The organism is Streptomyces sp. NPDC046465, assembly GCF_040646035.1.
Taxonomy (GTDB): domain Bacteria; phylum Actinomycetota; class Actinomycetes; order Streptomycetales; family Streptomycetaceae; genus Streptomyces.
Map to the genome: position 1 here is coordinate 240100 of NZ_JBEYZK010000013.1, position 22959 is coordinate 263058.

The 22959-nt window shown below is 71.2% G+C and carries 20 protein-coding genes; 13 read left to right on the forward strand and 7 right to left on the reverse strand.

The window, feature by feature from the left end:
- Positions 1-10 precede the first annotated feature (10 nt).
- From ABZ953_RS22050 to ABZ953_RS22065, 4 genes are all read left to right on the forward strand, one after another.
- On the forward strand, positions 11-751 hold the full coding sequence (locus tag ABZ953_RS22050; RefSeq protein ID WP_361726453.1) for an LPXTG cell wall anchor domain-containing protein: 741 nt from the start codon (positions 11-13) through the stop codon (positions 749-751).
- Positions 752-800: 49 nt separating this feature from the next.
- Entirely contained in the window at positions 801-1817 is a 1017-nt protein-coding gene (locus ABZ953_RS22055; protein WP_361726455.1) for a hypothetical protein, read from the forward strand.
- Positions 1818-1912: 95 nt separating this feature from the next.
- Positions 1913-3109, forward strand: coding sequence for a hypothetical protein (locus tag ABZ953_RS22060; RefSeq protein WP_361726522.1), 1197 nt, complete (start codon positions 1913-1915; stop codon positions 3107-3109).
- Positions 3109-4476 (forward strand): hypothetical protein, encoded by a 1368-nt coding sequence (locus tag ABZ953_RS22065; protein ID WP_361726524.1) that lies wholly within the window; start codon positions 3109-3111, stop codon positions 4474-4476. The genes ABZ953_RS22060 and ABZ953_RS22065 overlap by 1 nt, the downstream gene beginning before the upstream one ends.
- Before the next feature lie 63 nt (positions 4477-4539).
- On the opposite strand, the gene ABZ953_RS22070 is transcribed toward ABZ953_RS22065, so the two are convergent.
- Both ABZ953_RS22070 and ABZ953_RS22075 read right to left on the reverse strand, forming a co-directional pair.
- Positions 4540-5385, reverse strand: coding sequence for an alpha/beta hydrolase (locus tag ABZ953_RS22070; RefSeq protein ID WP_361726457.1), 846 nt, complete (start codon positions 5383-5385; stop codon positions 4540-4542).
- Between the two features lie 176 nt (positions 5386-5561).
- Positions 5562-7058 (reverse strand): oligopeptide:H+ symporter, encoded by a 1497-nt coding sequence (locus ABZ953_RS22075; RefSeq protein WP_361726459.1) that lies wholly within the window; start codon positions 7056-7058, stop codon positions 5562-5564.
- A gap of 471 nt (positions 7059-7529) precedes the next feature.
- On the opposite strand from ABZ953_RS22075, the gene ABZ953_RS22080 reads away from it, so the two are divergent.
- Positions 7530-8207 carry a response regulator transcription factor gene (locus tag ABZ953_RS22080; RefSeq protein WP_361726461.1) on the forward strand — a complete coding sequence of 226 codons (678 nt, stop codon included), beginning with the start codon at positions 7530-7532 and terminating at the stop codon, positions 8205-8207.
- A gap of 428 nt (positions 8208-8635) precedes the next feature.
- Positions 8636-9919, forward strand: coding sequence for an ATP-binding protein (locus tag ABZ953_RS22085; RefSeq protein ID WP_361726463.1), 1284 nt, complete (start codon positions 8636-8638; stop codon positions 9917-9919).
- Positions 9920-9931: 12 nt separating this feature from the next.
- Here the strand turns inward: ABZ953_RS22085 and ABZ953_RS22090 are convergent, their stop codons facing one another.
- Positions 9932-10441 (reverse strand): GtrA family protein, encoded by a 510-nt coding sequence (locus ABZ953_RS22090; protein ID WP_361726465.1) that lies wholly within the window; start codon positions 10439-10441, stop codon positions 9932-9934.
- Positions 10442-10681: 240 nt separating this feature from the next.
- Here ABZ953_RS22090 and ABZ953_RS22095 point away from each other — a divergent pair, with 240 nt between their 5' ends.
- Genes ABZ953_RS22095 through ABZ953_RS22105 form a run of 3 tightly spaced genes read left to right on the forward strand, consistent with a single transcriptional unit; the run spans position 10682 to position 13654 of the window.
- Positions 10682-11866 (forward strand): 5-(carboxyamino)imidazole ribonucleotide synthase, encoded by a 1185-nt coding sequence (locus tag ABZ953_RS22095; RefSeq protein ID WP_361726467.1) that lies wholly within the window; start codon positions 10682-10684, stop codon positions 11864-11866.
- On the forward strand, positions 11863-12396 hold the full coding sequence (purE, locus tag ABZ953_RS22100; RefSeq protein WP_359326329.1) for a 5-(carboxyamino)imidazole ribonucleotide mutase: 534 nt from the start codon (positions 11863-11865) through the stop codon (positions 12394-12396). Before ABZ953_RS22095 ends, purE begins: the two co-directional genes overlap by 4 nt.
- Before the next feature lie 22 nt (positions 12397-12418).
- The gene (locus ABZ953_RS22105; RefSeq protein WP_361726469.1) at positions 12419-13654 is read left to right on the forward strand and encodes a dipeptidase; all 1236 of its coding nucleotides are present in this window, start codon (positions 12419-12421) and stop codon (positions 13652-13654) included.
- Between the two features lie 203 nt (positions 13655-13857).
- Here the strand turns inward: ABZ953_RS22105 and ABZ953_RS22110 are convergent, their stop codons facing one another.
- Positions 13858-15015, reverse strand: coding sequence for an acyl-CoA dehydrogenase family protein (locus tag ABZ953_RS22110; RefSeq protein ID WP_361726471.1), 1158 nt, complete (start codon positions 15013-15015; stop codon positions 13858-13860).
- A 219-nt stretch (positions 15016-15234) separates the two neighbouring features.
- Here ABZ953_RS22110 and ABZ953_RS22115 point away from each other — a divergent pair, with 219 nt between their 5' ends.
- The 3 genes from ABZ953_RS22115 (at position 15235) to ABZ953_RS22125 (ending at position 17542) form a co-directional block, all read left to right on the forward strand.
- Positions 15235-16578: a UDP-glucose/GDP-mannose dehydrogenase family protein gene (locus ABZ953_RS22115; protein ID WP_361726473.1), complete on the forward strand. Its 1344-nt coding sequence runs from the start codon at positions 15235-15237 to the stop codon at positions 16576-16578.
- Between the two features lie 129 nt (positions 16579-16707).
- Positions 16708-17067: a VOC family protein gene (locus tag ABZ953_RS22120; protein ID WP_361726475.1), complete on the forward strand. Its 360-nt coding sequence runs from the start codon at positions 16708-16710 to the stop codon at positions 17065-17067.
- A gap of 61 nt (positions 17068-17128) precedes the next feature.
- Positions 17129-17542 (forward strand): VOC family protein, encoded by a 414-nt coding sequence (locus tag ABZ953_RS22125; protein WP_361726477.1) that lies wholly within the window; start codon positions 17129-17131, stop codon positions 17540-17542.
- 133 nt (positions 17543-17675) lie between these two features.
- On the opposite strand, the gene ABZ953_RS22130 is transcribed toward ABZ953_RS22125, so the two are convergent.
- Positions 17676-18908 (reverse strand): dipeptidase, encoded by a 1233-nt coding sequence (locus tag ABZ953_RS22130; RefSeq protein WP_361726479.1) that lies wholly within the window; start codon positions 18906-18908, stop codon positions 17676-17678.
- Between the two features lie 194 nt (positions 18909-19102).
- Positions 19103-20464 (reverse strand): LCP family protein, encoded by a 1362-nt coding sequence (locus tag ABZ953_RS22135; protein WP_361726481.1) that lies wholly within the window; start codon positions 20462-20464, stop codon positions 19103-19105.
- 129 nt (positions 20465-20593) lie between these two features.
- Between ABZ953_RS22135 and ABZ953_RS22140 the strand changes: the two genes are divergently transcribed.
- A complete protein-coding gene (locus tag ABZ953_RS22140) occupies positions 20594-21142 on the forward strand; it encodes an acyl-CoA thioesterase (RefSeq protein WP_361726483.1) in 549 nt (182 codons plus the stop codon).
- A gap of 396 nt (positions 21143-21538) precedes the next feature.
- On the opposite strand, the gene ABZ953_RS22145 is transcribed toward ABZ953_RS22140, so the two are convergent.
- Positions 21539-22909, reverse strand: a complete 1371-nt coding sequence (locus ABZ953_RS22145; protein ID WP_361726485.1) for an LCP family protein — start codon at positions 22907-22909, stop codon at positions 21539-21541.
- Positions 22910-22959 lie beyond the last annotated feature (50 nt).

Here is a 22959-nt window from a genome sequence, read left to right on the forward strand (position 1 = left end):
GGACAACGAGGTGTCGCACACGAAGAAATCGGCCGCGCTCGCGCTTGCCGCCGCCCTGGCCGGCGGCTCAGCGGTGCTGATGGCCGCCCCCGCCGCGCAGGCCACCGTCCAGGACGTCAACTACCAGTGCAAGACGCCCATCGGGAACAAGGGCGCCGTTTCGCCGATCGACATCAAGAGCGTCAAGAGCGGCAGCGCGTACAAGCTCACCATGTCGTTCCAGAAGGGCGTCTCCTCCAGCCCCGTGGAGCTCGGCAAGGGCGCGATGAAGCCAAGCGCGGTGATCAAGGTGGGCGGGGCCGACAGCGGCACCGTGCCCGTCTCCGGCGCAGCGAACTCCGAGGCGATCCCCGCCAACACCCCCATCAAGATCAGCGACCTGTCGGGGACGTACACGCCCAAGAAGAGCGGCAAGGCCACCTTCACCGCCGGGGTGCTCACGATCAAGGCGCTCGGTACGACCACCACGTGCACGCCGTCCAACAACCCCAAGCCGTCCCTCGAACTGGACGTCAAGGGCTCCGGCGGCGGATCCGACGGCGGCTCCGGCGGTACGTCGGGCGGCTCGGACGCGACGACCGGCGGCTCCGGCGCCTCGGACAGCGCTCCCTCCGGCGGCGAGGAGCTCCCGCAGACCGGCCCCGCCGACTCCGCCGTCGCACTCGGCACCCTCGGCGGCACCGTGCTGCTCGCCGGTGCGGCCGGGACGCTCTGGCTGACCCGCAGGAACCAGGCGGCGCGCTCGCGGTAGGCCGGGCAGCACCCGCCGGAAGATCACGCGACAGGACCAGGAGCCGCCGATGCCGCCCATGCCGTCCACAGCACGGGCTGCGGTACGTGCCGCGCTGTGCGGCGCCGCCCTCGTGGTGGCGGCCGCGGCCCCCGCGCACGCGGACGGCGGCGGCTCCGGCTCCGGCCCCGCGCGGTGGTCCGTCGCGCCCTCCGCGGGCGGCGGCGCGCGGCCCGCGAAGGACGGGCGGCCCGCCTTCTACGCGGAGGGCGCCCCCGGCGCGGTGCTCCAGGACACCCTGTCCGTCACCAACCCGGGCTCGAAGCCCCGCACGGTCTCCCTGCGCGGCGCGGACGCGGACAACACCAGATCCGGCGCGGTCTCCGTCACCCCGGCCAAGGGCAGTCCGAAGGAGACCGGGGCGTGGATCACCTTCGCGCAACGGCAGGTGAAGGTCCCGCCGCGGACCCGCGCCGAGGTGCCGTTCACCGTGACCGTGCCCACCGGGGCGCTGCCCGGCGACCATCCCGGTGCGATCGTCGCGAGCAGTGGCGGACGCACGGTGGGCGTGCGCGTGCAGCTGCGGGTCGGCGGGCCCTCGCTCTCGGCGCTCACCGTCGAGCGCGTCAAGGTCGACGCCGGTGCGGGACGCATCACGTACGACCTGGTCAATCGCGGCAACACCGTGCTGACGCCGAAGCTCGCGGTGCACGCGAAGGGTGTCTTCGGCACTCTTCTCGACCGCCCCGCACGCACGCTGCCGGTCGAACTGCTGCCCGGCCGCCGGGTCTCCCTGACCGAACCGTGGCGGGACGCGCCCGCGCTGGACGCGGTCGACGTCGAGCTCACCGCCACGGCGGCGGGGGACGCCCGCGACAGCGCCACGGCCTCGGCCCGCCTCGTGCCGTGGGGCGCGGTGGCGGGCGGGGGTGCGCTGCTGCTCGCCGCGGTGGGCGGGGCGGTCGCTCTGCTGCGTGTACGCGGACGGAGACGGCGCCCGGAGGAGTCCGGACCGTCGGGTGAGCAGGACTACGGAGCGGACGGCACAAGGGAGTTGGCCCGAGCGGGGACGGGAGAGGAACTGTGAACGGGAAGAACAGGCCCCGTACGGGGGCGGGCACCGTATGGGCCGCACCACCGGCCGCACCGGCTGCACCGGCTGCACCGGCTGCACCGGCCGTGCTGGCTGCACCGGCCGTGCTGGCCGTGTTGGCCGTGCTCGGCTTCGCGCTGCTTCCGGCCGGACCGGCCGCCGCCGCGGACAAGCCCACCGTCACGCTCTCGGCGTCCCAGGCGGGCAAGGGCGGGTCCGTCACCGTCAAGGGTGCGGGGTGGCGGCCCGACGCCCTCCTGATGATGCTCGTCTGCGGCCAGTCCGAGCCCGGCAAGGGCGTCGTCGGCGGCACCAACTCCTGCGCCAACTCCGACGGCCGGGCCGTCACCACCGACAAGCACGGCGCCTTCAGCAGGAAACTCCCCGTGGCCGAGCCGCCCGAGCCCTGCCCCTGCGTCGTCCACGTCGCCACGGTGACGGGCGAGAAACAGCAGGTCGACGCGGTACTGAAGGTCGCGGGCCACCCCGTGAAAGCCCTGCCCGAGCAGGCGGGCGGCGGGCGGCTCACCGTCCTCACGGACACCGGCCTCGAAGGCTCCAGCGGGCTCCTGACCTGGTTCGGCGCCCCGCCGCAGCGCAAGCTGGAATTCACCGTCGGCAACGTCGGCTCCGCGCCCGTCAAGGACCCGGTCTTCCAACTCGGCACCTCCCACGGCGTGTTCGCCCCGCAGTGGGAGGAGCAGCAGTGGCGCGGCACCATCGCGCCCGGCAAGAAGGCGCAGATCAGACTGCCGGTGGAGCTCTCCGCGGGCGCGCACGGCGACTACCTGGTCTCGCTGAAGTTCGGCGGGAAGGTCCTGGCCGAGCAGCCGTGGGGCGTGGGCCGCCCCTGGGGCGTGACCGTCTTCTGGATCCTGCTCTGCGTCGTGGTGCCCGCGGCCGTCTTCCGTATCGGCATGGTGGTCGTCGACCGGCTCCGCCCGAACCGGCGCCGCGTCGTGCGCGCCGGGCGCCACCGGACCGGGCGCCTCGCCGAACTCGTGCGGCGGCTGCCGCAGTTGAGGCTTCCGCAGGGGGCGGTGGAGGCGGACCGGAGGGCGCGCGCCCCGCGTGCGTCCCATGCGGCGCCGACGACGCGTACGAAACCCGTAGGGGGGACCGGCGCGAGCGGCGGCCCCGGCGCCGACGCCCCCGCTACGAGCGGTTCCGGCGCCGGGGAGCCGACGACCGCGCTGCCCTGGTTCACCCCCGACACAGACCCCGGCGCACCCGCAGGCCGGCTCTCCGCACCGTCCGACAACAGTCCGACGAAGGGAACCACGTGATCACGCATCGACGGAGAGCGGGCGCGGCCTCGGTCGCGCTCCTGCTGGGCGGAGCGGGCACCTTGCTGACCGCAGGCCCCGCGCAGGCCGCCGAAGTCGCCTACAAGACCGAATGCATACCCCCGTCGATCTCCGGACTGCCGCCCGTGCACGGCACGACCAAGGTGGAGATCACGGCACCGGCCACGGCGAAGGTCGGCGACGAGGTCGACATCGTGTGGAAGACGACGCAGGCCGCGTCCAGCAACCCCGACGTCCTCGACCTGGCCGCGGACACGGTGAAGCCGACCGGCACGGTGAAGCTGGCCGGTGGCCAGACGGGCGACCTCAAGGTGGAGGGCGAGCGCAAGAACCCGCCCATCAAGAAGAACAGCCCCATGATCCTCTCCGACATGAAGGGCAAGCTGAAGCTGACCGCGGCGGGCGAGGTGACGCTCACGCCGGACGCGTACGACATCAACGTCAGCAAGCCGATATCGACCGACACCAAGTGCAAGCCCGAGGAGCAGGTGAAGGCGGGCGCGACGATCAAGGTGACGGGGGGCGGCGGAAGTTCGGGCGGTACGGGCGGTACAGGCGGTACGGGCGGTACGGGCGGTACGGGGGGTACGTCGGGTGGCTCGACCGGCGGATCCACCGGCGGCTCGACCGGCGGCTCCACTGGCGGCTCCACCGGTGGCGGTGACGGGCAGACCGACTTCCCCGGCAAGGAGGTGCAGACCCCGTACAAGTGCAAGACACCCATCGGCGACAAGGACGCGACCTCGCCGGTGCAGATCAATGCCAAGAAGGACGGCGGCGGGGGCAGTTACGGCCTGACGGTGAAGTTCAAGAAGTCCGTGATGGACAGCCCGGCCGACATCCCCGCGGACTCGGTGAAGCCGTCGATGGAGGTCGAGCTGGGCGGCGCCGACAAGGGCACGGTGCATGTCGAGGGCCCGACCAACAAGGGGCCCATCAAGTCCGGTGACCCGATGACCATCCCCGACCTGACCGGTTCCTACAAGCCGGGCGCCGACGGCAAGTCGACGTTGTCGCCGGGTGTCCTGACGGTGAAGGCGCTGGGCACGACCACGACGTGCACGCCCACCAAGAGCGACGTCTCCCTCGAACTGGACACGGCCGCGCAGCCCGGCGGCGCGTCAGGTTCCGGCGGCGGGTCGGGGTCGGGCGGGTCCACGGCGGGCGGCTCTGCGTCGAGCGGGTCCACGTCCTCCGGAGGTTCCGCGTCCGGCGGTGGCCTTGCCGAGACCGGCGCGGAGCATGACGGCGCGCTGCGGGCCCTGGGCCTGGTCGCAGGCACGGTGATCCTCCTCGGAGGCGCGGTCTTCACCTTCCTCCCCAAACGCCGAGGAGGCCTCCGCTAGAGCCCCGTGTGCGGGCCGGTGGGGGCTGGTCGCGCAGTTCCCCGCGCCCCTTCAGGGTCGCGATCACGCGTGGGCGCGCAGCCAGCGGAGGGTGGCGCGGGACGTGGCCGCGGCCTTGAGGAGGAGGGCTCCGTGCGCGGAGCCAGGGTCCGTGCGGAGGGTGACGTCCGTGAGGCCCGCCCCGCGCTGCGCGGACGCGACCTCGACGGAGTGGGCCCGCGGCACGAAGTCCCCCGCCGAGTGAACGAGCAGCAACGGGGCGTCGTCCGGCCCCGAGGCGTGGGACGTGACGGCCAGATCGGCCCACCGCTCCGTACAACCGCGCCCCGCGCGACCCGGCACGCACCCCGCAAGCCGCTGAGCGGCCCCGCGCAGCTCCCGCCGCTCGGCCGACGCCCCCGGCTTCGCACCGTCCTTCCAGGCGCGGTACGGCGACGCCACGGGGGACAGCGCGACAACGCCCCGCACCCGCGCCCGCCCCGCCCCGTACGCCCCGGCCTGGAGGGCGAGGTGCCCGCCCGCCGACGATCCGAGCACCAGCGGCAGCGTGCCGCCCCGCTGCCGCACCCAGCGCAGCGCCGCCAGGACGTCGTCGCGCTGGGCGGGCCAGACCGCGTCCGAGGTCAGCCGGTAGTCGGTGTCGTACACGGTGAAGCCGCGCGCGGCGAACCAGCGGGCCCAGCCGCTCCAGTCCGTGTCCTTCGACCAGTAGCCGCCGTGCAGGATGACCAGCGAGGGGCCCTGGCCGCCGTACACGGTGATGTTCTGGCGGGGATGGCTCCCGTACCGGTGGACGAGCCCGGCGGACGGCTCGGGGTCCGCCTGGGCGGTGGCGGCAGCACTGGGGGAGAGGAGCGCCCCGCAGAGGATCAGGGCGAGCAACGTACGGCGCATGGCCAGATGCTCCACGGCCGGACACCCCCGTATCCGCAGAAACGCTCGGCACCACCGCCGCGAGTGGTCAAACGTTCCTCTGTTCGCATGATGCGAGAAGTACGAGAAGTAGGAGAAGTAGGCACAGGAAAAGGGCCGCCGCTCCACTGGAGCGGCGGCCCTTTCCGAACTTTACGAGCTGGGAGGGAGGGTCAGTTGACCGAACCCATCAGCTGCTTGACCTTCTTGCGGGACGTCCAGATTCCGATGCCCGCGATGACCGCGAGGATCGCCTCGACGGCGACGGCACCGGAGTTGTTCAGGTCGACGCCGAGCTGCGGCGAGGTCAGCAGACCCGTCACGGAGTCGCCCGCGGTGACCGCGAGGAACCAGACACCCATCATCTGGGCGCTGTACTTCTCCGGAGCCATCTTCGTGGTGAGCGAGAGGCCGACCGGGGAGAGGCAGAGCTCGCCGACGGTCTGGATGAAGTAGATCGCGACCAGCCACATCGGGCTGACCCGGCCGCCGTTGTTGGCGGTGTCGATCAGCGGGATGAGGAAGACGGCGAAGGAGATGCCGATCAGCGACAGGCTGGAGGCGAACTTGACGGCCGTGCTCGGCTCCTTGCCCCGCTTGTTCAGCCACAGCCACGCCGAGGCGACCACGGGGGCGAGGGCCATGATGAAGATCGGGTTCAGCGACTGGTACCAGGAGGTCGGGAAGTCGAACCCGAGCAGGTTGTTGGTCGTCGAGCCCTTGCCGAAGATCGACAGGGTCGAGCCGTTCTGGTCGTAGATCATCCAGAAGACGGCGGCGACGACGAAGAACCAGATGTAACCCGACAGCTTGGACTGCTCGAGCTTCGACAGGTCCTTGTCGCGCTTCATGCGGGCCAGGACGACGATCGGGATGATCAGGCCGGCGATGATCAGCGGCATCAGCGCCCAGTCGGCGAAGTTCCCGGTGACGCCCATCAGCGTGTAGAGCGCGGCGGCGACGATCAGCCAGATCAGGCCGGTGCGCAGCGCGGAGCGGCGCTGCTCGGGCGTCGCGGGCTGGGAGACCACGCTGCTCTGCTCGCTCAGGTGACGCGAGCCGAGCATGAACTGGGCGAGACCGAGGGCCATGCCGACCGCGGCGAGCGCGAAGCCGAAGTGCCAGTTGACGTTCTCGCCGACCGTGCCGATGGACAGCGGGGCGAGGAAGGCACCGAGGTTGATGCCGATGTAGAAGAGCGTGAAGCCACCGTCACGGCGCGGGTCCTCGGGACCCTTGTAGAGGTGGCCGACCATCACGGAGATGTTCGCCTTCAGCAGGCCGGAGCCGAGCGCGACGAGCGCGAGGCCGACGAAGAAGGAGGCCGAGCTCGGCAGCGCGAGCGTGATGTGGCCGAGGATGACGACGGAGGCGCCGATGACGACCGTCTTGCGCGGCCCCCAGAAGCGGTCGGCCATCCAGCCGCCGGGCATGGCGAGCAGGTAGACCATCGACATGTAGACGGAGTAGATCGCCGTCGCCGTCGTGGGGCTCATGCTCATGCCGCCGGGGGCGATCAGGTACAGCGGGAGCAGTGCCTTCATGCCGTAGAAGCTGTAGCGCTCCCACATTTCGGTCATGAAGAGTGTGGCCAGTCCGCGGGGGTGGCCGAAGAAGGTCTTCTCGGTGCCAGGGGTACTGGCGGAGTCCTTCGTCAGGCTGGACGCCATGGTCGATCCTCGTGGGTTCGGGACGCGCGGCAGGAGCGTGTGCGCGCCCGGTGGGGGGCGGTCGGCACCGTCGTCGCGGCGTCCAACCCCACGCCCGGGGGAGATTCGCCCCCGTAGGAGGAGGGGCGAGAGACGGCGACTCCGGGATCCACGCCCTGGCGATTTCGCACGCTCAGGGCCCGACCACAGGTCATTCCTTTCAAGGCTGGCCGAAGCCGGCCCGCACATAAAAGAGACCTAAGGCGCGCACAGCGGGCCAAAGGTCCTTGAGTAGTGCATCAGGCGTTGGGTCACCATACGACACCGTAGGGAGGCATATGGAAGGACTTGAGACATGGATCACAGGTATCGCTGCAACCAACAGCACGCAATCGAAGGTGTTTCTCAGAATTACGCCCCACAGGCGCAGGCGCGGCTCTCCACTGTGCGATCACCTCACGGGCGTTGTCCAGTGCGGACTACCATCACCCCATGACCCGTGTACTGCTCGCCGAGGACGACGCGTCCATCTCGGAGCCACTGGCCCGCGCCCTGCGCAGGGAGGGTTACGAGGTCGAAGTGCGTGAGGACGGCCCGACCGCTCTCGACGCCGGGCTGCAGGGTGGTGTCGATCTTGTCGTGCTCGATCTGGGGCTGCCCGGCATGGACGGCCTTGAGGTGGCCCGCCGACTGCGGGCCGACGGGCTTACGGTGCCGATCCTCATCCTGACCGCGCGCGCCGACGAGGTGGACACCGTCGTCGGTCTGGACGCGGGCGCCGACGACTACGTGACCAAACCCTTCCGCCTCGCCGAGCTGCTCGCCCGGGTGCGGGCGCTGCTTCGGCGCGGGTCCACGGAGCCGAAGGAGGCGCCCGCCACGCACGGCGTGCGGATCGACGTGGAGTCGCACCGGGCGTGGATGGGCGAGGAGGAGCTCCAGCTCACGGCCAAGGAGTTCGACCTGCTGCGGGTCCTGGTGCGGGACGCGGGGCGGGTGGTCACCCGTGATCAGCTGATGCGGGAGGTCTGGGACACGACGTGGTGGTCGTCGACCAAGACGCTCGACATGCACATTTCCTGGCTGCGCAAGAAGCTGGGCGATGATGCGGCGAATCCTCGGTACATCGCGACGGTACGGGGCGTGGGTTTCCGCTTCGAAAAGAGCTGAGTCCCTCCCGGGGTGGGGGCGGGGTGTTTGCGTACGCGGGGGGCGGGGGGCGGGGGGCTCTGCGGGCCGGTGGGGGCTGGTCGCGCAGTTCCTCGCGCCCCTGAGCGGCGCCACGGCAGCGTCCCTTTAAGGGGCGCGGGGAACTGCGCGAGCAACCCAGGGCGGTCCGCGCCCGCTGTCCGGCCGTCGGAGGCAGTCGTGTCTGCGTGTGCTGGTGTGGCGGGCTTCTGCGGGTGCGTGGGGGTTGGTCGCGCAGTTCCCCGCGCCCCTGAAGGGCGCCACGGCAGCGTCCCCCTAAGGGGCGCGAGGAACTGCGCGAGCAACCCGCCACCACCCGCACCGCACCGCCCCGCGCCCCCGCACCGCACCCCCCTCCGCCAAGCCGCCGCAGGCAGCCCGCAGGGGCTTCGATCCGCGACACTGGGGGCATGCGCCGTCGTCTGATCAATTCCACGCTCGCCGTGGTCCTCGTCGTCATCGCCGTCTTCGGCGTGAGCCTCGTCATCGTCGAGACGAGGACGATCAGCAGCAGCGCCCAGGAGCGCGTCGACTCCGAGGCCCTGCGCCTCGCCAGCATCGTCGACAGCCGGCTGATCAGCGAGGAGAAGATCAGCGGCGAGATCCTGCGCGACCAGGTCGCCACCGACCGGTACGCACGTATCGAGATCCCCGGCCGCGACTCCATCGAGATCGGCACCCACCCCTCCGGCGACGTCATCAGCGCGACCCGCCCCGGCGAACAGGGCGAGAAGGTCACCGTCCAGGAGCCGAAGGCCGCCGTCACCCGCGAGGTCGGCCGCACGCTGCTGATCATCGCCGCCGTGGCGCTGCTCGCCATCGTCGCGGCGGTGCTCCTCGCCGTACGGCAGGCCAACCGCCTCGCCTCCCCGCTCACCGACCTCGCCGAGACCGCGGAGCGCCTCGGCTCGGGCGACCCCCGCCCCCGCCACAAGCGGTACGGCGTGCCGGAGCTGGACCGCGTCGCCGACGTCCTCGACTCCTCCGCCGAGCGCATCGGGCGGATGCTGACCGCCGAGCGGCGCCTGGCCGCCGACGCCTCGCATCAGCTGCGCACGCCGCTGACCGCGCTCTCCATGCGCCTGGAGGAGATCACGATGACCGAGGAGCTGGACACGGTGAAGGAGGAGGCGACGATCGCGCTGGCCCAGGTCGAGCGGCTCACCGACGTCGTGGAGCGGCTGCTCACCAACTCCCGTGACCCGCGCACCGGTTCCGCCGTCGCCTTCGACCTGGACGAGGTCGTCAAGCAGCAGCTGGAGGAGTGGCGCCCGGCCTACCGCAGCGCGGGCCGCGCCATCGTCAGTTCGGGCAAGCGGCACTTGGAGGCGGTGGGCACGCCGGGTGCCGTGGCGCAGGTGCTTGCCGCGCTGATCGAGAACTCCTTGATGCACGGTGGCGGCACGGTCGCGCTGCGTACCCGGGTCACCGGAAACCAAGCGGTCATCGAAGTCACGGACGAGGGGCCCGGCGTCCCCGCGGACCTCGGCGCGCGGATCTTCGAGCGGACCATCAGCGGCCGCAACTCGACGGGCATCGGCCTCGCGGTGGCCCGGGATCTGGCCGAGGCGGACGGCGGCCGCCTCGAAATGCTGCAGACGAAGCCGCCCGTCTTCGGCCTCTTCCTGTCGCGTACGCCGCTCTCGCGGGGCACGGGCACGGACCCGGAAGCGGAGGACAAGACGGTCCGCTAGCGGACGGGCCCGCTAGCGGACGGGGGGACGGGGGGACTCCGTCGCCGTCTCCTCCAGGAACGATTCCGCATGCGCGACGGTCTCGCGGGCGGGCAGCGTCTTGAACACCCAGGAGCGGTAGGACCAGAAGCGGAAGAGCGTCGCGATGCCCATGCCGAGGAACTTGAAGAAGTTCGCCTGCAGCTTGCCGTCCCAGCCGAACCAGTACGTCGCCGCGTAGAGCACGCCGTTCTCGATCACCAGGCCGACCACGCTGAACAGCAGGAACAGCGTGAGTTCCTTGGTGCGGCCGCTCTTGTCACGGTCCCTGTACGTGAAGTAACGGAACCCCACGTAGTTGAAGGCGATGGCGATGGCGGTGGCGATCACGCTTGCCCGCACCACGTGCAGGTCGGTCATGTGCCGCACGAGGTTGAAGACCCCGAAGTTCACCAGGGTTCCGACCGCCCCCACGGCTCCGAACTTGGCGATCTCGCGCCTGAGGCTGTGTAGCCGCACCCGCAGTGCGCCCCGTTCCGTCATGGTGGTCGCCCCAGCCCCCGTCGATTCGTACCGGTGGATTCCTGTTGATTCGTACCGGTTTTACCTGCCGACGGATTGGTGTTTCGGTCATGTCGACCAAGCCATGCTAACCAGCGGCCATCCCCGGCGCGCGCGGGCGCCCGGACACTGTGGCCCCGCTGTGACAGGAGGGGTCACAGGAGGGGTCACAGGAGGGGGCCCGGAGGGGGCCCGGAGGCGCCGTGATCCGGCCGTTCCCGGGTGGCCGATACCGGCCGATACCCTAGGGGCGTGACGTTCCCGGTAGTCGGCATGGTCGGCGGCGGTCAGCTCGCCCGCATGACCCACGAGGCGGGTATCCCCCTCGGCCTGAAATTCAAGCTCCTCAGTGACACCCCGCAGGATTCCGCGGCCCAGGTCGTCGGCGAAGTCGTCATCGGCGACTATCGCGACCTGGACACGCTGCGTGACTTCGCGCGGGGCTGCGACGTGATCACTTTCGATCACGAACACGTACCCACCGAGCATCTACGGGCCCTGGAGGCGGACGGCATCCCCGTGCGCCCGGGGCCCGACGCGCTGGTGCACGCCCAGGACAAGGGCGTGATGCGCGAGAAGCTCACGGAGATCGGCGTGCCCTGCCCGCGCCATCGGATCGTGAAGGACCCGGCCGACGCGGCCGCCTTCGCGGCCGAGGGCGCCGCGGACGGCGGCGACGGCTTCCCCGTGATCCTCAAGACGGTGCGGGGCGGCTATGACGGGAAGGGGGTGTGGTTCGTACGTTCCGTCGAGGACGCCGAAGAGCCCTTCCGGGCCGGTGTCCCGGTGCTCGCCGAGGAGAAGGTCGACTTCGTGCGCGAACTGGCGGCGAACGTCGTCCGCTCGCCGCACGGCCAGGCCGTCGCCTACCCCGTCGTCGAGTCCCAGCAGGTCGACGGCGTCTGCGACACGGTGATCGCACCCGCCCCCGGCCTGTCGGAGGAACTGGCGGGCGAGGCGCAGGAGTTGGCGTTGCGTGTCGCCAAGGAGCTCGGGGTGGTCGGCCACCTGGCGGTCGAGCTCTTCGAGACGCCCGACGGCCGCATCCTCGTCAACGAACTGGCGATGCGCCCGCACAACTCCGGCCACTGGACGCAGGACGGCGCGATCACCTCGCAGTTCGCCAACCACGTCCGCGCCGTGCTCGACCTGCCGCTCGGCGACCCGCGCCCGCGCGCCAAGTGGACCGTGATGGCCAATGTGCTCGGCGGGGACTACCCCGACATGTACGCCGCGTACCTGCACTGCATGGCCCGCGACCCGCAGCTCAAGATCCACATGTACGGCAAGGACGTGAAGCCCGGCCGCAAGGTCGGTCACGTGAACACCTACGGCGACGATCTGGACGAGGTCCTCGACCGCGCCCGTCACGCAGCCGGCTACCTCAGAGGAACGATCACCGAATGACCTCCCCCGTTATTGGCATCGTCATGGGGTCCGACTCGGACTGGCCCGTCATGGAGGCGGCCGCGCAGGCGCTCGCCGAGTTCGAGATCCCCTTCGAGGTCGACGTCGTCTCCGCGCACCGCATGCCGCACGAGATGATCGCGTACGGCGAGCAGGCGGCGGACCGCGGCCTCAAGGCGATCATCGCGGGCGCGGGCGGCGCGGCCCACCTGCCCGGCATGCTGGCGTCGGTGACCCCGCTGCCGGTGATCGGCGTGCCGGTCCCGCTGAAGTACCTGGACGGCATGGACAGCCTGCTGTCCATCGTGCAGATGCCCGCGGGCGTTCCGGTGGCGACGGTCTCGGTCGGCGGCGCGCGCAACGCGGGGCTGCTCGCGGCCCGCATGCTCGCGGCGCACGACGCCGAACTCCTCGCCCGTATGCGGGAGTTCCAGCAGGAGCTGAACGACCAGGCCACGGAGAAGGGCAAGCGGCTCCGGACCAAGGTCGAGGGAGCGGGTTCCGGATTCGGCTTCGGGTCGGGAAAGTGATCGCATGACTTCCAGTGACCGAATGACGTCGTCTTCCAGTGCTCGAAAGACGTCGTCTTCCAGTGACCGCACGACGGCGTCCCTCGACCGGGCGCGCGCCCTCCTCGCCGACTTCCCGGTCGTCGACGGCCACAACGACCTGCCGTGGGCCCTCCGTGAGAAGGCGGGCTACGACATCGGCAGGCTCGACATCGCGGCGGACCAGCGCGGCAGCCTGCACACGGACATCGCCCGGCTGCGCGCGGGCGGCGTCGGCGCGCAGTTCTGGTCGGTGTACGTGCGCACCGACCTGACCGGCGACGCGGCGGTCAGCGCGACGCTGGAACAGATCGACTGCGTCGAGCAGTTGCTGACCCGCTACCCGGCCGACCTGGCCCGCGCGCGGACCGCCGCGGAGATGGAGAAGGCGCGCTCCGAGGGGCGCATCGCCTCCCTGATGGGCGCCGAGGGCGGCCACTCCATCAACAACTCCCTGGCCACACTGCGGGCGTTGCACACGCTCGGCGTCCGCTATATGACGCTCACGCACAACGACAACATCGCGTGGGCGGACTCGGCGACGGACGAGCCGGGCGTCGGCGGCCTCTCGCCCTTCGGCCACGAGGTCGTCCGCGAGATGAACCGCGTCGGCATGCTGGTCGACCTCTCCCACGTGGCGGCGACGACGATGCGGGCGGCCCTGGACACCTCCGTGGCCCCGGTGATCTTCTCGCACTCCTCGTCGCGGGCGGTCTGCGACCACCCGCGCAACATCCCGGACGACGTCCTGGAACGCCTGTCGGCCAACGGCGGCGTGGCGATGGCGACCTTCGTCCCGAAGTTCGTCCTCCAGGCGGCGGTCGACTGGACGGCGGCCGCCGACGACAACATGCGGGCCAACGGCTTCCACCACCTGGACACCACACCGGCGGCCATGAAGGTCCACGAGGCCTTCGAGGCGACGACCCCGCGCCCGGTCGCCACCGCCGCGACGGTCGCCGACCACCTCGACCACATGCGCGAGGTGGCGGGCATCGACCACATCGGCATCGGCGGCGACTACGACGGCACGGCGTTCACGCCGGACGGCCTCGACGACGTGGCGGGCTACCCGAACCTGATCGCGGAACTCCTCGACCGCGGCTGGTCCACGTCCGACCTCGCCAAGCTGACGTGGCAGAACGCGGTACGGGTGCTCGGCGCGGCGGAAGACGTGGCGCGGGACCTCCAGTCCCGCAGGGGCCCGTCGATCGCGACGCTGGAGCAGCTCGACGGCTGAGGCGCTTAGCGCCTTTAGGGGCGCGGGGAACTGCGCGAGCAACCAAGAACGAAGCCGCACCCGCGAGGAGACCGCCGTAGGCAGACGCGGCTGCGGGCCCGTCGTGGCTGAGCGCGCAGTTCCCCGTGCCCCTTACGGGGCACGAACGGTGCCCTCCCCCTGAAGCCAGGGAGAGGGCACCGTTACCGCTGAAGCGCCGCAGGCTACGGCAGGTTCCGCGCCATCACGATGCGCTGGACCTGGTTCGTGCCCTCGTAGATCTGCGTGATCTTCGCGTCGCGCATCATGCGCTCGACGGGGTAGTCACGGGTGTAGCCGTAGCCGCCGAGGAGCTGGACCGCGTCCGTGGTGACCTCCATCGCCACGTCCGAGGCGAAGCACTTGGCGGCCGCGCCCTGGAAGGTGAGGTCCTTGTCGCCGCGCTCGGACTTGGCCGCGGCGGCGTACGTCAGCTGGCGGGCGGCCTCGATCTTCATGGCCATGTCGGCGAGCATGAACTGGACGCCCTGGAAGTCGGCGATCGGCTTGCCGAACTGCTTGCGCTCCTTGACGTACCCCTTGGCGTAGTCGAGGGCGCCCTGCGCGATGCCGAGGGCCTGCGCCGCGATGGTGATGCGGGTGTGGTCCAGGGTCTGCATGGCGGTCGCGAAGCCCGTGCCCTCCTCGCCGATCATGCGGTCGGCGGGGATGCGGACGTTGTCGAGGTAGACCTCGCGGGTGGGGGAGCCCTTGATGCCGAGCTTGCGCTCCGGGGCGCCGAAGGAGACGCCCTCGTCGCCCTTCTCGACGACGAAGGCGCTGATGCCCTTCGAGCGCTTCTCCGGGTCCGTCACGGCCATCACCGTGTAGTACTCGGAGACGCCCGCGTTGGTGATCCAGCGCTTGACGCCGTTGAGCACCCAGAAGTCGCCGTCGCGCACGGCCTTGGTCTTCATGCCCGCCGCGTCCGAACCGGCGTCCGGCTCGGAGAGGCAGTACGAGAACATGCCCTCGCCGCCCGCGAGCGGCGTCATGTACTTCTTCTTCAGCTCCTCGGAGCCGGAGAGGATGACGGGCAGCGAGCCGAGCTTGTTGACGGCGGGGATCAGCGAGGAGCTGGCGCACACGCGCGCCACTTCCTCGATGACGATGACCGTGGCGAGGGCGTCGGCACCGGCGCCGCCGAAGGCCTCCGGCACGTGGACCGCGTGCAGATCGCCCGCGACGAGGGCGTCGTGGGCCTCCTGCGGGAAGCGGGCCTCCTCGTCCACCGCGGCGGCGAACGGGGCGATCTTCGCCTCGGCCAGCGAGCGGATCGCGTCGCGGAGCATGTCGTGCTCCTCGGACGGGCGGTACAGGTCGAAATCAGCCGATCCGGCCAAGGTCTCTCACGCTCCAAGGACGCTAATTACCGTTAAGTAACCCAAATTTTAGTGGCGTCGCCGCCCCAGGGATACGTGAGCTTGCCGACAGCGCATACGTGACCTTGCCGACAGCGGGAAACGTGCCCTGTAGCGGGCCCGACGGGCCCGCTCATGACCCGACTACGACCCGACTATGCTCGGTCGCGCACCGAAGCCCGCATACCTCTGGAGCACCGCATGGCCCTCAAGATCACCGTGATCGGCACCGGCTATCTCGGCGCCACGCACGCCGCGGCCATGGCCGAACTCGGCTTCGAGGTCATGGGTCTCGACGTCGTCCCCGAGAAGATCGAGATGCTCCAGCGGGGCGAGGTCCCCATGTACGAGCCCGGTCTCGAGGAGCTCCTGCGCAAGCACGTCGCGGGCATCGAGGGCTCCAGCGGCCGACTGCGCTTCACCATGGACTGGGCCGAGGTCGCGGAGTTCGGCGACGTCCACTTCGTCTGCGTGAACACCCCGCAGAAGCACGGTGAGTACGCGTGCGACATGTCGTACGTCGACACCGCGATGGAGTCGCTCGCCAAGCACCTCAACAAGGCGTGCCTGGTCGTCGGCAAGTCCACTGTCCCGGTCGGCAGCGCGGACCGGCTCGCGGCCCGCCTCCTGGAGCTGGCCCCCGCGGGCGGCGAGGCCGAACTGGCCTGGAACCCGGAGTTCCTGCGGGAGGGCTTCGCCGTCAAGGACACGCTGCACCCCGACCGGATCGTGGTCGGCGTCCGCAGCGAGCACGCCGAGAAGCTGCTGCGCGAGGTGTACGCGACGCCGCTCTCCGAAGGCTCGCCCTTCGTCGTCACCGACTTCCCGACCGCGGAACTGGTGAAGACCTCCGCCAACTCCTTCCTCGCCACGAAGATCTCCTTCATCAACGCCATGGCCGAGGTGTGCGAGGCGGCCGGCGGCGACGTCGTGAAGCTGGCGGAGGCCCTCGGCCACGACGACCGCATCGGGAAGAAGTTCCTGCGGGCGGGCATCGGCTTCGGCGGCGGCTGTCTGCCCAAGGACATCCGCGCGTTCATGGCGCGCGCCGGCGAGCTCGGCGCCGACCAGGCCCTGACCTTCCTGCGCGAGATCGACTCGATCAACATGCGGCGGCGCGGCCAGATGGTCGAGATGGCGCGCGAGGCGCTGGGCGGCGGCTCGTTCCTCGGCAAGCGGGTCGCGGTCCTCGGGGCGACCTTCAAGCCGGACTCGGACGACGTGCGCGACTCCCCGGCGCTCAACGTCGCCGGGCAGATCCACCTCCAGGGCGGCCAGGTCACGGTGTACGACCCCAAGGGCATGGCGAACGCCCGCAGGCTCTTCCCCACCCTCGGCTACGCGGACACGGCGCTCGACGCGGTCCGGGGCGCGGACGTGGTGCTGCACCTCACCGAGTGGCGCGAGTTCCGTGACCTCGACCCGGCGGAGCTGGCCGCCGCGGCGACGTCCCCCGTGGTCCTGGACGGCCGCAACGCCCTGGACCCGGCCGTGTGGCGCGCGGCCGGCTGGACGTACCGGGCGATGGGCCGCCCGTCGGCGTGACCCCGTCGCCGTAACTCATCGGCGCGACCCGGCGCCGTAACCCGTCGTCGTCATCCTTCCGGGGGAGCTGCGGGAACCAACCGGCACCGGCCGGAGTTCCCGAAGCCCGTCGTCCCTCTTGGAGGAAGCATGCCGCTCGCCCGGCTCCGCGCCGTCGTCCTGGACTGCCCCGATCCGCTCGCCCTCGCGGAGTTCTACGCCCGCGTCGTCGGAGGCACTCCCACCCCGGGCGACGAGGGCTGGGTCGACCTCAAGGGCGACACCGGCACGCTCCTCGCCTTCCAGGAGGCCCCCGGCCACCGGCCCCCGCGGTGGCCCGAGCCGGACGGGTCGCAGCAGATCCACCTGGACGTCACAGTGGAAGACATGGACGTCGCGGAGAAGGAGATCCTCGCGCTCGGCGCCACGGTCCTCGACAACGCCGACCGCGACCGCCCGTGGCGGGTTTACGCGGACCCTGCCGGGCACCCGTTCTGCCTGTGTGTCTGAAGTGTTTGACGTATCTGACATGCCTGATGTGTCTGACGTGACTGACGATAAGGAGCGAGACATGGCTGCCGTCCCCAACACCACCGCCCCCATAGCGAAGCTGCGCAACGTCGTCCTCGACTGCCCCGACCCCGTCGCCCTGGCGGAGTTCTACGCACAGATCATCGGAGGCACCGTCGAGGAGGACGACGGCGGCGACTGGGTGGACCTCGTCTTCCCCGACCGCGTCAAGGTGTCGTTCCAGCGGGTGCCCGACCTGCGCCCGCCGGAATGGCCGCGCTCCGACGAGCACGGCCAGCAGGTCCACCTGGACCTCGACGCGGGCCGCACGGCGGAGGAGATCGACGAGGCCGAGAAGAAGGTGCTCGCCCTCGGCGCGCGCCCGCTGGATGTGGACGACGACGGCGGCAAGCGCGACTTCCGCGTGTACGCGGATCCCGCGGGCCACCCCTTCTGCCTCTGCAAGATCCCCTGACCGGACTGGTGTTGACCGCACCCTGAGCTGCCCCCGGCCGCTCCCCGCCCGCTCCCCGGACCGCTCCTCGCCCGCTCCCCGGACCGCTCCTCGGCCGCTCCCCGGACCGCTCCTCGGCCCGGGGAGCGGCCGGTCACCCGTCCAGGCGCTCTATCCGCGCCGTCGACGCGGTCCGCCGTTCCCGGGCCGCCCGTGCCGTGAAGTCCGCGTCGCGCAGGGCGCGTTGGGCGTTGCCCCAGGTGAGCAGCGCCAAGTCGGCCTCGGGCCAGCCGCGTTCGACGAGCTCGGTGACCAGGCGCGGATAGCTCGCCGTGTCGGCCAGGCCCGCCGGATGCGCCTCGGCGGTGTCGTACGTGCCCGAGAGGCCGACGCTCTCCGGTCCCGCGACCCGGCGTACGTGATCGAGGTGGTCGGCCACCTCGCGCACCGAGGCCCCCGTCCGGTCGGCGGCGAGCGGCACCAGGCAGAGCCCCTTGGCGGCGCCCACCTCGGCGAGCAGCGCGTCGTCGAGGTTCGCCGGATGGTCGCGCAGGGCGCGCGCGCCGGAGCGCGTGAAGATCACCGGCGCCTTGGAGACCGCGAGGACCCGCCGCGCCGTCGCCTCGGACGCCCCGGAGAGGTCCGCGAGGACCCCGATCCGGTTCATCTCCCTGACGACCTCCTCGCCGAACGGCGTCAGGCCGTCCGGGCCCGCCCACGAGGTGCCGGAGAGGGTGACCGCGCACAGGCCCAGGCTGTGCAGCGCGCGCAGCGTGCCGAGGGAGTCGCCGAGCGCGGCGCCGCAGGCGGGGCCGATCAGGGTGGCGACACGGCCGCAGTTGCGTGCGTCGGCGGCCTCCGAGGCGTTGCGGGCGAGCCGCAGGGCCTCGGGGTGGGCGGCGACGACGTGCTGCACGAAGTCGATCTGTTCGAGCGTCGCGCCGACGGGCCGGTCGGCCCGCGGCCCTTCGGGCACGTGCACGGACCAGAACTGTGCGCCGACCCTGCCCCGGCGCAGCCGCGGCACGTCGCACTCCAGGCCGTTGTCGCCCGTCTCGAAGTCGTACCAGGGCAGTTCGCGCAGCGCCCAGGGCAGCCCGCTGTAGCCGTCGGTGACGGGGTGCTCGGCGAGCAGCGCGCGGGCCCGCTCCGCCGGGTCGACGGCCCGCACCGTGTCGTGCTCGCCCTCGCCCTCGTCCTCGTCCTCGTGGGCGGGGAGCCGGGCCGGGGCGGGCAGCGGTTCCGGCACGGGGAGCGGTTCCCGGCTCGGGAGGGGATCGCGCCGGGCCTCGGGCTCGGGCGCGGGAACGGGTTCGGGCGGGGCGGGGGACCGGTCCAGCTTCCCCGCCTCGGCGGTGGTGGAGAGTTCCTCCTGCAGGTCTGCCATGGCGGGCGCTCCGGATGTCGGCGGGCGGCAGTTCACCTCACCGTGGCACGGAGCGGCCGCGGCTTCGCGGCAGGCGGAGCGTTCGGGGTACGGGGCCGGGCGGCGGGACGCGAGAGGGCCCCGCCGAGCAGCTCGGCGGGGCCCTCTCACGTTCGGCCTCTCACGTTCGGCCTCTCACGTTCGGCGGGGGCGCCTCAGTCGCTGCCCGAGACGGTGACCTTGTCGTCGTTGTTCAACTGCTCGACCAGCTGCTTGACCTTGGCCTTGTCCCAGAGGAGATTGCCGCCCGCCGTGCCCGCGATCGGCATGTTCATGGACTTGCCGTCGCCGCCGCTGATGCCCTTCATCGCCCAGAACATGGAGCCCACGTCGAAGAGGCCCATGTCCTTGTCGACGACCAGCGTGTCCAGGCCCGCGCCCATCGTGGGGTAGAGCTTGAAGGGGTTCATGACCGTGCCGGGCGTCGCCACCTGGTGGGCGAGGGCCGCGAGGAACTTCTGCTGGTTCTTCGTACGGTCCAGGTCGCTGGAGAAGGCGTGCCGCGTACGGACGAAGGCCAGGGCCTCCTGACCGCTCAGGGTCTGCTTGCCCTTCTGGAAGTCGGCGCCGGAGTACTTGTCCTTGAACGCCTTCGGGATGTCCATCTCGACGCCGCCGACCGCGTCCACGATCTTGGCGAAGCCGCCGAAGCCGATCTCGGCGTAGTGGTCGATCTTCAGGCCGGTGTTGAACTCGATGGTGCGGACGAGGAGTTCGGGCCCGTCCTCCGCGTACGCGGCGTTCAGCTTCGTCTGGCGGCCCTGGTTCGGGTAGAGCTTCCCGGACTCGGCGCCCCTGAAGGAGGGGATCGTGACGTTCGAGTCGCGGGGCAGCGAGATCATCGTGTTCCCGCCGTCATCGGCGACGTGCAGGATCATCATCGAGTCCGTGCGCTTGCCCTCGGCCGAGCCGGTGTGGAGCTTCTTCTTGTCCTCGGCGGTCATGCCCTCGCGGCTGTCGGAGCCGACGATCAGGTAGTTCGTGCCCGCGCCGCCCTCGGGCCGCTCGATGACCTTGGAGAGGTCGACCTCGCGCTTGAGCTTGGAGTCGGCCCAGAAGTACGTGATGACGGAGGTCACGAGCAACACGCTGACCAGCGTGATCGCGGTCCACTTGATCCGCTTGCGCCAGTTCGGCGCGGGGCGCGCGGTGCGGGGCGGCTGTCCGGCGCCGCCCTGGCCGCCGTTGCCGCCGTTCTGCTGGCCGTAGACCTGGCCGGTGTTGTAGCCGCTGTCGTACGCGTTGTCGGGGCCCTGGCCGTACGAGCCCTGGCGCGGGGTGCGCGGCTCGAAGACGTCGTCACGGGCGTCGCCGTACGGCTGTCCGTCCCCGTACTGCACGCCGTGCCCGTCGTCGTACGCGGGCTGCGGCGGGACCCCACCCGGCGGCGGACCGGCCGGACGGGAGGGCTGGCCGCGCTGGATGTGCCGCATCACGCGGGCTCCGTCGGGCTGGGAGTTACCGCGGCCGCCGCCGTAACCCCGGCCGCCGCCCTGATCGTCAGGCCAATCGCTCATGTGGCCCAGTGTGCCGCGTGCGGGTGCGCGCCTTACAGGGCGGTCGGTGATTCGGGTCAGGGCTGTTGCAGAGCTGATGCAAAGCGGCCGGGGAGAGAGCAGACATACGTCCGGCTTAGGGTGGAGGGCATGACAGATCAGGCCCCCAGTCCGGAATCGGAGATTCCGGGCAAGCCGACCTCGGCGTCCCGCACCACACTCAGCCACATCATGACCCACAACGACACCAACCTCCTCGGTACGGTGCACGGTGGCGTGATCATGAAACTGGTGGACGACGCGGCGGGGGCCGTTGCCGGACGCCACTCCGGTGGGCCGGCGGTCACCGCGTCCATGGACGAGATGGTCTTCCTCGAGCCGGTCCGCGTGGGCGACCTGGTCCATGTGAAAGCCCAGGTCAACTGGACCGGGCGCAGCTCCATGGAGGTCGGGGTCCGGGTCCTCGCCGAGCGCTGGAACGAGTCGACGCCGGCGCAGCAGGTGGGGTCGGCGTACCTCGTCTTCGCGGCGGTCGACGCGGACGGCAAGCCGCGTACGGTGCCGCCGGTCGTCCCCGAGACGGACCGCGACCGCCGCCGCTACCAGGAGGCACAGATCCGCCGCACGCACCGGCTTGCGCGGCGCCGGGCGATCAAGGAGTTGCGGGAGGCGCGGGTGGCGGAGGGCTTCGAGGACTGAGGGCCCCTCCGCGGGCGGGACGCGGCCGTCTGCGCAGTTCCCCGCGCTCCTAGGGGCGCCTCTGCGGGAATCTTCGCCGCGGGTGGCACGCGGTTGCTCGCGCAGTTCCCCGCGCCCCTTGGGGTGGTCCCGCCGGCTCCCTGGCTGCGGGTGCATGGTGGCTGGCCGCGCAGTTCCCCGCGCCCCTGAAGCCAAGACCAGCGACCGTCGCCCCAGGGTCGAGGGACCCGGGCGGGCCCTTAAGGGGCGCGGGGAACTGCGCGAGCAACCACGACTCACCCGCGGTGAAGAACCGACGGGACCACCCCAAGGGGCGCGGGGAACTGCGCGACCGGCCACGGCGTGCCCGCAGGGAGAGAGGCCGACCGGCCCCGCGGGGCGGGGGCAGGGGCGGGGTCAGGAACAGACCACCTCGTCCCCCGTCACCGCCCCGAACTCCCCCTGATGAACATCCTCCGCCCGCACCGCCCGCACCGCCTTGAAATCCGTCCCCGCGATCACCTTGAGCACCGGCCCCTGCCCCGGCACGGCCCGCAGCTCAGAGCCGGGCAGCGCCGTCGCGAGCGCCTTCGCCGAGCGGTCCCAGCGCGGATCGAACGCGACGACCGTGCGCAGCGCGGGCCGCGCCGCCGCCCCCGGCACATCCGTCGGCGTACGCGTGGTCTGGAACCCGGTCCCCGCCAACGCCGCGTCGACCCGCTTCCCGAGCCCCGGCGTCCCCGTGCCGTTGTCCACCTGCACCCGGACCTGCTGCGGCGAGACGCCGACCATCGTGGCCTTGGGCCGGTTGCGGTGCTGCGCCAGCGGCCGGTCCGCCCGCAGCGTCTCGAAGAGCTTGCCGGACCTCACCGGGTCCCACTTCAGCGTCGCCCCGATGCCCGGCACGATCTGCCCCTGCGGACTCAGCGGCACGGTCGTGAACTCCGACGACGAGGGCGAGAAGCCCCGCATCGCCCGCCCGAGATCCAGCATGTCGCCCGTGCCGAAGCCCTTGTCCGCCCGGACCGAGCCGAGCAGCGTCCGCGTCACGTCGCGGAACTTGACCGGGTTGAGGAGCACGCCGCTGCCCGTGGCCTTCGCGATGAGCGCCGCGAGGAAACGCTGCTGGCGCTGCATGCGTCCCAGGTCGGAGGCTCCGTCGATGTACCGGGAGCGGACGTACTGAAGCGCCGCGCCACCGTTCAGCTGGTGTGTGCCCTCCGCCAGGTCGAGTCCGGTGTGGGAGTCCCGCAGCGGGCTCGCCGAGCAGATCTCCACGCCGCCGAGCACGTCGACGGTCTTCATGAAGCTGAGGAAGTCGACCTCCAGATAGTGGTCGATCTTGACCTTCGTCATGTGCTCGACGGTGCGCACCGTGAGGTTCGGGCCGCCCTCCGCGTACGCCGCGTTGATCTTGTTGGGATGCTCGCGGTGCTCCTTGAGGGTGTTCCGGTCGGTGTGCGCGGGCAGATCCGCGTAACTGTCCCGCGGCAGGCTGACGACGCTGGCGCGGTCCCGGTCCTCCGAGATGTGCACGATCATGATCGTGTCCGTGCAGTGGCAGGGCGCGCCGCCGAGGCGGTACTTCTCCTTCTCCTCCGGCGTGATCTTGTCGCGGCCGTCGGTGCCGACGAGCAGCACGTTCGTGCCGTTGCCCGACTCGGGCCTGTTCTTCATGTCCTTGAAGGCGTCCACCCGCCTGATGCCCGTGTCGAGGCTGGTCACGACGGAGTGCCCGATGCCCGCCGCGGCCAGCACCGTCACGGAGAAGGTGATGGCCACCCGCATTGCCCACCGCGGCCGCTTGCCCCGCCCTGCGGCCCTCCGTGGCCTCGTGC